This window comes from Sporolactobacillus inulinus, from assembly GCF_006539285.1.
In the GTDB taxonomy this organism is placed as follows: domain Bacteria; phylum Bacillota; class Bacilli; order Bacillales; family Sporolactobacillaceae; genus Sporolactobacillus; species Sporolactobacillus inulinus.
Window position 1 is genome coordinate 1 of record NZ_BJMS01000114.1, and the last position, 9032, is coordinate 9032.

The 9032-nt window shown below is 42.7% G+C and carries 8 protein-coding genes and 2 tRNA genes; 8 read left to right on the forward strand and 2 right to left on the reverse strand.

All coding sequences use genetic code 11. The annotated features are described in order from the left end of the window. Positions 1 to 112: 112 nt before the first annotated feature. The 6 genes from SIN01_RS12835 (at position 113) to SIN01_RS15780 (ending at position 4474) form a co-directional block, all read left to right on the forward strand. Positions 113 to 187, forward strand: a tRNA-Asn gene (locus SIN01_RS12835). Position 188: 1 nt separating this feature from the next. Beyond that, positions 189 to 262 (forward strand) — tRNA-Thr (locus SIN01_RS12840). 376 nt (positions 263 to 638) lie between these two features. Continuing rightward, positions 639 to 716: a putative holin-like toxin gene (locus SIN01_RS15715; protein WP_373864408.1), complete on the forward strand. Its 78-nt coding sequence runs from the start codon at positions 639 to 641 to the stop codon at positions 714 to 716. 714 nt (positions 717 to 1430) lie between these two features. Further along, on the forward strand, positions 1431 to 2813 hold the full coding sequence (gene gdhA, locus SIN01_RS12845) for an NADP-specific glutamate dehydrogenase (RefSeq protein ID WP_029548308.1): 1383 nt from the start codon (positions 1431 to 1433) through the stop codon (positions 2811 to 2813). 239 nt (positions 2814 to 3052) lie between these two features. Further along, positions 3053 to 3826, forward strand: a complete 774-nt coding sequence (locus SIN01_RS12850; protein WP_010026907.1) for a DUF2935 domain-containing protein — start codon at positions 3053 to 3055, stop codon at positions 3824 to 3826. A 570-nt stretch (positions 3827 to 4396) separates the two neighbouring features. After that, positions 4397 to 4474, forward strand: a complete 78-nt coding sequence (locus SIN01_RS15780; RefSeq protein ID WP_507772786.1) for a putative holin-like toxin — start codon at positions 4397 to 4399, stop codon at positions 4472 to 4474. A gap of 543 nt (positions 4475 to 5017) precedes the next feature. Here SIN01_RS15780 and SIN01_RS12855 read toward each other — a convergent pair. After that, positions 5018 to 6358, reverse strand: coding sequence for a hemolysin family protein (locus SIN01_RS12855; RefSeq protein ID WP_010023287.1), 1341 nt, complete (start codon positions 6356 to 6358; stop codon positions 5018 to 5020). A gap of 285 nt (positions 6359 to 6643) precedes the next feature. Between SIN01_RS12855 and SIN01_RS12860 the strand changes: the two genes are divergently transcribed. Next, positions 6644 to 6886: a PepSY domain-containing protein gene (locus tag SIN01_RS12860; protein ID WP_010023286.1), complete on the forward strand. Its 243-nt coding sequence runs from the start codon at positions 6644 to 6646 to the stop codon at positions 6884 to 6886. 41 nt (positions 6887 to 6927) lie between these two features. Here the strand turns inward: SIN01_RS12860 and SIN01_RS12865 are convergent, their stop codons facing one another. Continuing rightward, a complete protein-coding gene (locus SIN01_RS12865; protein ID WP_141306116.1) occupies positions 6928 to 7917 on the reverse strand; it encodes a DMT family transporter in 990 nt (329 codons plus the stop codon). A 387-nt stretch (positions 7918 to 8304) separates the two neighbouring features. On the opposite strand from SIN01_RS12865, the gene SIN01_RS12870 reads away from it, so the two are divergent. After that, positions 8305 to 8730, forward strand: a complete 426-nt coding sequence (locus SIN01_RS12870) for a universal stress protein (RefSeq protein WP_010023284.1) — start codon at positions 8305 to 8307, stop codon at positions 8728 to 8730. Positions 8731 to 9032: the final 302 nt, after the last annotated feature.

Genomic DNA, 9032 nt, shown 5'->3' on the forward strand with positions numbered 1-9032 from the left:
TTGAGAGAGGCAGGAAGTCATTGGTATGGCAGCCTGTTTCTTATTCTATTTATAATGTAAACCTTCCCTAATAAGGGAAAATACATTATAATATACATATTTTATTAAGTATTCCACAGTAGCTCAGTGGTAGAGCAATCGGCTGTTAACCGATCGGTCGTAGGTTCGAGTCCTACCTGTGGAGCCATGCTTCCATAGCTCAGTTCGGTAGAGCACTTCCATGGTAAGGAAGGGGTCGCTGGTTCAAGTCCAGTTGGAAGCTTAAAAGTGCGTTGTATAAGGGTTATGCCTCTGAAATTGCTTGCTATTAGTAAAGTAGTCAGGGGTAGATCACAAAGGTTATTGCTAAAACCACTTCCCACAGTGAGCACGGAAACTGTGGGAAGTGGTTTTTTCGATGCTGATTCATTTTGCTGTGAAGGATATTCTCGCTGATAAGGAACTAGAGAATTTATCTAAGAGCACGTCTTGGGGTATGAAATGCTCTTTAAGGACGTTCTACGGTTTTGCGAGGAAAGAGGGCTTACCCGAGTATCAGAACGAACTACATATGGGTTATGGCATTCTATAATCAACACAGGTAATAGATAAAGCATATGGGCGGGCAATGACACCCTTATGGATTGGGGGTGGCGCCGATGACAGTATTTCAAGCATTAACATTGATGATAAGTTTTGCAGTGCTGATACTGATGCTGTCAGATATAAAGAAATGATCCGCTTCATATGCCATTCGCAGTGATTGAAGTGGATCATCCTTGTAATTTAGCACTTTGATCGTTGTGCTGTGCCGCTCTGTGCGGATATTGGCATTCCGCCAGTGTGTGTAGCACTGGCGATTTTATTTTATGTTCCCTGTGCTCTTATTATACCCGTATCCGGAAGAAAAATGCAACGGACGGAGATGTGCACCGCTTAAAATTAAGCAGTTGGCAGATCTGCCGAGAGGGCTTAAAGCGGAGAGGAATCAGCCGTAAATCCCAGTTATTTATTAAATACAGCCAACTAAATAAAACAACAAAAAACATTATATTAAATTTAACCAATAGGGTCAATTCAATAAAAACAACCAGATCAGTTATGGTAAGAAGTAATCGCTGATTCAAGTCCGGTTGGAGGCTCTCTCATAAAATGTTGATGCATTTTTTATTGTTAAAGCAAATTATTTTAGAGCTGTAAAAGAAGGATATACTTTTTAAGTATCATTACTTCAATAAACTATTGAATCTGCCTTAACTCCATTCATTCCACCCCCTTCCGCTTAAACTAATGGTAAGTTTAGCCACCCATCTAATTTCGGCATTAAACTTCTCTATAATTCATATTGCTTAGAATATTTATATATTATAAAATAAGTTGCGGTCAAAAAAAGAATTTTCAATAAAGGATTGATAAAATAGATTTAAAATTTAGGAAAGGGGTTGATTTCTATACAAACGATCGAGGATGTAAAAAAATCGGGAACACAAGCGGTGAGAGACTACGTGAGTGAGGTTTTTGAAACGGTAAAACACCGCAACCCTTTTGAACGTGAATTTCATCAGGCTGTTGAGGAGATTTTCAACTCCCTCATACCCGTATTGGAAAAACATCCAAAATATATGGAACAAGGCATTTTAGAAAGAATTGTGGAACCAGAAAGAGTGATTTCTTTCCGTGTCCCTTGGGTAGATGATAACGGTAAAGTTCAAGTAAACCGTGGGTTCCGCGTTCAATTTAACAGTGCAATTGGACCATACAAGGGCGGACTTCGCTTCCACCCATCTGTTAATGCCAGCATTGTTAAATTTCTAGGCTTTGAGCAAATTTTGAAAAACTCCTTAACTGGCCAGCCAATCGGCGGCGGTAAAGGCGGTTCTGACTTTGATCCTAAGGGTAAATCTGATGGTGAAATCATGCGCTTCTGCCAAGCCTTTATGCAAGAGCTATATCGTCATATCGGACCTGATGTCGATGTTCCAGCAGGAGATATCGGAGTAGGGGGCAGAGAAATTGGTTTCCTATTTGGTATGTACAAGAAGCTTCGCGGCAATAATGAACCAGGCGTACTTACCGGTAAAGGACTTACTTACGGCGGAAGCTTAGCAAGAACAGAAGCAACCGGCTATGGTGCTGTTTATTTTGTTGAAGAAATGCTAAAGGATAAAGGTCTAAGCTTCGAAGGAAGCACCGTCGTTGTTTCCGGATCAGGAAATGTTTCCATTTATGCAATTGAAAAAGCGCAACAGCTCGGTGCTAAAGTTGTTGCCTGCAGTGATTCTAACGGTTATATCTATGATAAAAACGGCTTAAATGTTGAAACGATTAAGCAAATTAAAGAGGTTGAGCGTAAGAGAATTTACGAATACGTCAATGATCATCCACAAGCACAATACTTTGAAGGGTGCTCAGGCATTTGGTCCATTCCATGTGATATTGCCCTTCCTTGTGCAACACAAAATGAAATTGATGTAAACTCTGCAAAAATTTTGGTATCAAATGGGGTTAAGGCAATTGGTGAAGGGGCTAACATGCCATCCACTCTTGAAGCAGTGAGTGTATTCTTAAACAGTGAAGTACTATTTGCACCAGCGAAAGCTGCAAATGCTGGCGGTGTTGCGGTTTCAGCGCTAGAAATGGCTCAAAATAGTACAAGACTTTCTTGGTCATTTGAAGAAGTTGACAGCAAACTTCATGAAATTATGGTTAACATTTACCGTAACAGCGTAAAGGCTGCTGAAGAATACGGCTACCCTGGCAACTTAGTAGTTGGGGCAAATATCGCCGGATTTACAAAAGTAGCTGATGCGATGGTTGCACAAGGTTTAATTTAATAAGTCTCCTAAAAAAAATCTCCTGAAAAGGAGATTTTTTTATTTCCATCATTGCCTCTTACATTTTTCCACCTTGAATGGTAATACGAACAGATGTTAAATAAATCGAGCGCGAGCCGTTTGTTATATTTTGGCCTTCAATCAAGGGTATTTTTTTATTTTAACTGTAATATAATCACTTTTGCATAGCCAAATTTCCTCAGAATATAATCGTATTGAAAATGGAAAGAGGTGTACTTATGGGGTATACGGATAACTACGAAAGGGATGCATATGGGATCGTAGCCTTTTGGTTGCGAAGTAATTTAGAGCATGGTCAATTTTTTGACAGGGAAATAAGTCATTATGAATTGGAATTAGCACGTGCAAACCAGAGTATGGTTCAGAGCTTGGAAGGGATATGGCGGAGAGCGGAAGAGAAACAGGGGGATTTTGCTATTTTAATTAATGAATCGCAACAAGCGGTAAGTGAATTTCGTAATTTCCTTACGCTTGGCATGAATAAGGCTTTACACTGTGAAGTGATTGTTTCAACGCCAGTATCACTTATGGATCATATGATACGAGAAGCCGAGGAGTCCCAGAAAGTATTTGGGTTAATACAAAGTGGCGGTCAAGTTCTTGTAGCGGATTCGGTCATCCATGAAAGTACGTTCTGGTTGAGACAAATGGCGGATCATCTTGCTTTTGTTCAGCATTATTTAGATCCATCATATTATGAACTTCAAGATAAGGTAAGGGGAATGACGCAAAAGTTTGAGCGACTTTTTCTCCAAGCAAACGCGCTCAGAACAATCGTTCGAAAACCACGGCCTGAGATGCTACCCGCTTTAAACGTTTTTAGGCAAATGGTGATTAACGAAGCAAAAGATTTAGAGGCATTTAAATTAAAATTAGATGCTCTAATCAAGCAGTGTGCCGCTATCACTACTGCACCGCGAAACATGTTGGAACATCTTGCCAGAGAAGCCCACCACCTATGGAGAAACTTGGAGGAAGGAATTATCGCATAACTCCACTTCGGAGATTGTTAATCGTTCAGACAGCCAAAGAGAATGGACGCCATCCCTTCCAATATCTCAAGTACCTTTTTTGAGCAACCCCAATAGGGACTTGAAGGATTCGGAATTCGTGGATCAGCCGCTTCACTGGTCATCCACACTTCCTGAGACGCGCAAAATCCCTAATAACCTCAAATAATAGTTTCATATGGCGCATTCTCTGTCAACGGCGCCATATTTTTATTCCATTTAACATCCAACAACTCAACACATTTTGTTGCAACACATAGTAATTTAATAGTGGGTCCAGCAGGCCAAGGGATATTTAAGAAGTTTGCAGAAGCTCTCTCATATAACGTTGATTCATTAAGGCTTTCAGCTAATAGCTGACCTTGATGCATTTTTTATTTAAATCGACAACTGACTAAATTGTTGAATAAATCTGATGAAAATGATTCTGCATTGCTTTTCATTGATACACATCTTAAATGAGGGATGACATGCTATAATCAACACAGGCAGTAGATGAAGATGAAGCATATGAGCGGATCCGGTGACGCCCTCGGAAAGGGGGTGAAGCCGATGACAGTATTTCAAGCGATCACACTGATGATCAGTTTTGGTGTGTTGGTGCTGATGCTGTCAGATAAAAAGAAATGATCCGCTTCTATGCCATTCACAGTGGCTTTGATTGAAGCAGATCATTCCAGAAATGTAAGCTTTAATTGATGCGCTGTATCCGCTCTGTGCGGATATTGCCATTCCGCCAGTGTTCGCGCGCTGGCGGTTTTATTTTACGTTCCTTGTGTCTTTATTATACCCGGTAACGTGTAAAAGATGCAATGGGCGGGACTGCGACAGTGCAAGATCGAGCAGGAGAGTTACGCCCCCAAAGGGTGCAGCTTTGTGATGCTCTTAAAGGACAAAGCAAAATACCGCCTCTATTGAAAATGATGCCGATAGGATAAAGCGGCACATAAAGTACAGAGTTTCTGCCTCCTGCAAGAATGCAGAGCGAGCGGATCAGTGACTGGGGCTTAAAGGGGGGGCAGAAATCAGTCATAAATGCTCGGATTAATCAACTACAGCCAGTTAAATCAAATGAAAAGCCCACTTCAATCCTCATTTGTTGGTCACATCCTCATTTGTCTCTATCCTTGCAAACACAAAACCAGCCGCCTCTTAGGGGACGGCTGGTTTTCTCTATGAGGCGGCAGAACTGCTGGCAGGGTTGATGAATTTAATCCCGATCTTCTCGAGCCGGTTGCCGTTTATGGATTTAACCGTGAACAGCATGTTCTTGTACGTCACGGTCGGCTTGAAGCCTTCATTGGGTATTGAGCCAATCTGGCTGAGCATCCATCCGGCGAGTGTATCAAACTCCGGAACATCAATATCGGTTTTAAAATGGTGATTGAAGGCATCGAGCTCCATCGAGCCCTCGGCTAGATAGGTGGATTCATCGATCCGCGTCAGCGGCTGTTTTGTTTCATCATACTCATCTTCAATTTCACCGACGATCTCTTCAATCAAATCTTCCATCGTAACGATACCGGCAAAACCGCCGTATTCATCAATCAACACAGCTAAATGCTGATGGCTTTCGCGCATTTCTTTTAACAGGTCGTCAATATATCTCGTTTCCGGTACAAAGAAGGCTTCACGCATCACGGAGCGCAAAGCAACGTTCTCAAAGCCGACTTTGCTTGCAGCGTGAAAATAGTCTTTGATATTCAAAAGGCCGATGATGCGATCACGGTCTTGTTCATAAACCGGAATACGTGAATATTTTTCGCTTAAAATCAGCTCGGTCAGCTGATCCGGTGGTGTATCGGCATCAATGATAAAGGAATCGGTTCGGGCGGTCATAATTTCTCTGGCAATTTTATCATCCAGTTCAAAGACACCACGAATCATTTCCAACTCTTCGGTATTCACCGAGCCATCATCATGACCGGATTGTGCGAGCAATTTGATTTCTTCACGCGAATTGACCTGTTCTTTTCCATCATCTTTACCGACATGAATAAACTTTGCCAGCACATTGACGGAAAAAGATAAAAACAAGACAAAGGGATAAGTGAATTTGCCAATTAAGAAAATAGGCCTTGCAGCGAATGCGGCAATACGTTCAGCGTTCTGAAGCGCAATTCTTTTCGGGAACAGCTCACCGAATACCAGCGTGATGTAAGAAAGCACGAGGGTAATCACAGCGATGGAAAGTTCCTTTGCATAAGGCATCGTTCCGAGAAACGATGCAAATTGGTTTGCTAAACCGGTTGCGGCGGATGCACTTGAGAAAAAGTTGGCTAAAGTAATGCCCACTTGGATGGTTGCTAGGAATCTGCTTGGATCATCGATCACTTTGCTAATGATTAGTGCCTTTTTATTGCCGGCAGCCGCCTGCCTTTCAATACTCTTTTTATTCAAGGAAACAAGCGCAATCTCAGCGGCGGCGAAAAAAGCATTAATTAATGTAAGGACCCCGATCAATCCAAATTGAAAGAACAACGGACTCCCAGGGTCATCTGAAGGACTATCCACAGAAACAATCTCTCCCTTTTAATAAAATTAAGTGATATAGTTTCATTATATTTGATTTTATGAAATTAATCCATAATTAATTCGTAGGAATAATGTCAATTGAGCGGCTTGAACAGGACCATTAATCAACTTCGGCTTTTCCGTAGTGATGCTGCTTAAATATCTATTGCCTCGAATGAAAAAGAGAAGTCGCGCGGAGCTTCATCGTTTAGGCAAAGGCACAGATTCCGCCTTCCATCATAGACTAGTGAGGAAACGGATCTTGATGAGGAGGCGGTTTAATTGATGTACGGAACCAATCCGGCGGCAAATGGACCTGCGGCGGATTACCGTCAGCGCATTACGGCGCAGCAAGCGGCAGAGATTGCCGTTGCCCGTGTACCGGGGCAAATCATTCATGTTGATATGGATTTAGATGATCACTTATTGAAATATGAAGTTTATGTCTTAACCGATCAAGGAATCGTCTACGAGGTGGAAATCGCTTCAATAGACGGGCGCGTTTTGAGTGTGGAAAGAGAGGATTAAAAAAGCCGGCCCCATTTTCTGGGGTCGGCTTTTTTTAATCCTTACCGAACATGCGCTTCCTTGCCGGCAATCGGTTGTTTGATCATGTGCTGTTTTTTAAGTTTCGCCTGCCGGTTGTCGGAGATCAGTTCAACACATGAGCCGGCCAGAATTAAAAGAATGCCCGCCAAGACATTGAGTGTAATCGATTCGCCGAGAATCAGCAGTGCGAGAACCGGAGCCAGTGCCGGCTTAATAAAGAAGACCAGCGAGGCGGTTGATGCCGAAGTTGTCTCCATGGCAAGAAAATAAAAGCTGAAACCGAGTCCGGTGACAAACACGCCCAGATAGATCAGCATCGGCAAAGTGCCCCAGGAAATGCCTTGCAGTACAGGAATGTTGGCGAAATCATTCAGCCCAACGCTTCTCAGCCACCCGGCAATCGCGCCAATCTTGGTGATCCAGATCAGCACCAGCAGTTCCATACTGCCGAACAGGAAACTGAAGCTGCTCTGGACAACCCCGTCAAATCCGTATTTCAAGCTGCCTTTGCGCCCGACAATCCCATAGAGCGCGAAGGTGACTGCGGCAATCAGCGAAAGCGTGATACCGGTCACGTTGGTTAGATTTTCAGGGTTCACAATAAACAGCATGCCTGCCAAACTGACAACGAGTGACACGAGCGACAGCTTTGTCAGCTTTTCCTTCAAAAAGAAGTGGGCAAACGGGATGACAAACACGGCGTTGCAGCTGAACAGAATCGCAACGGTCGATGCCTTTGCATAGACAATCGCCATCTGAAAGAAAGTCATACTGACCACAACGCACATAAATCCGGAAAACAAAAAATAAAGCACTTTACTTTTATCAAGCGTAAATCCGCTCCCCTTCAAATGGCGGATGGCAAGCGGCGACAGAATAATGGATCCGATTAGAAAACGCAGAAAATTGAGTTGCATTGGATTGAATTGCGAGCCCGCCAATTTGATTGCAATTTCCATTGTGCTAAAGAATAGTGTTGAAAAACCAATAAAAATTAATCCTTTTTTCATGCTAAACCCTCGATTTCTCACCGTATTTTGAAGGTGATCTGATCGCTTTACAACGCGCCGCGAAAGACCGGCAAGAACTTAATTGTGAAAACGCTGCCAAATAATAGCTTTTGCATCTGTTTCATCTTCTAATAATATAACGCAGATATGAGAAAATGATAAGCGTTTAGAAAAACGGAGCATGTGTAAATGATGAACTTTTTGTACGGCTGTCTGCCTATGTTGTCCCACTAAAACGGGAATTTTGTGGTAAAATAAAGGTGACAGGGAATGTTTGGGAACCGAGTGACCGCCTGTTCATTCGCTTGAATTTTGCGGTGTTCCGGACAATGTGATCTCCCTTTTTGAACGGTTCCGTGTCAACTTGTGAGAGGGGCGGTGTTTGGTATGCTCTTTAAAAAAATATTGGTTTCCTATGATGACTCCGATTTGTCGAAGAAGGCACTGCAAAAAGCAGCAGATTTGGCTCGGCTCGATGCCGATACGGAGCTGAATGTTCTTAATGTTGTGACCGTGCCGACCAACCAATTTGTTGTCGGCGAAGTGTACCGTCAAGTACGCGAATCGATCATAAAGTATGGCCATGAAGTGGTAAGCCGTACGGATCAAACGCTTGACGCATTGCCGAACAAAACAGAGACCTTTGTCAAAGAAGGCCAGCCGGTACGAACAATTATTGATTTCGCCGGCCAAAACGATTATGATCTGATTGTCATCGGCAGCCGCGGGTTAAGCGGCGTTAAGGAATTTTTGGGCAGCGTCAGCCATGGGGTTGTCCAGCGTTCACAAGTTCCCGTTTTGATCGTTAAATGAAATGACCGGATATCTTTAATGAAACGCATATGCATAATGAAAAGGCACCCTGTCTTAGGGTGCCTTTCCTTTTCTAGCAAGGAAAAAAGTACTTTCTCAACGCGCCGATAAAAAGATGCTGATTCCCGCGTCTGGGATCAAGAGGGTCCGCACTTATCGCTTGGGCGATCAGGTTAAGCGCTCAAATCTGATAAATAGACGGAAAAATAGCCCTTGTACAGGATCTTCACTAAATGTAAAAGGAACTTTTGCTAATTAAAAATGAACTTTCGCTAATTGTAAGAGGAACTTCTGCTAATTAA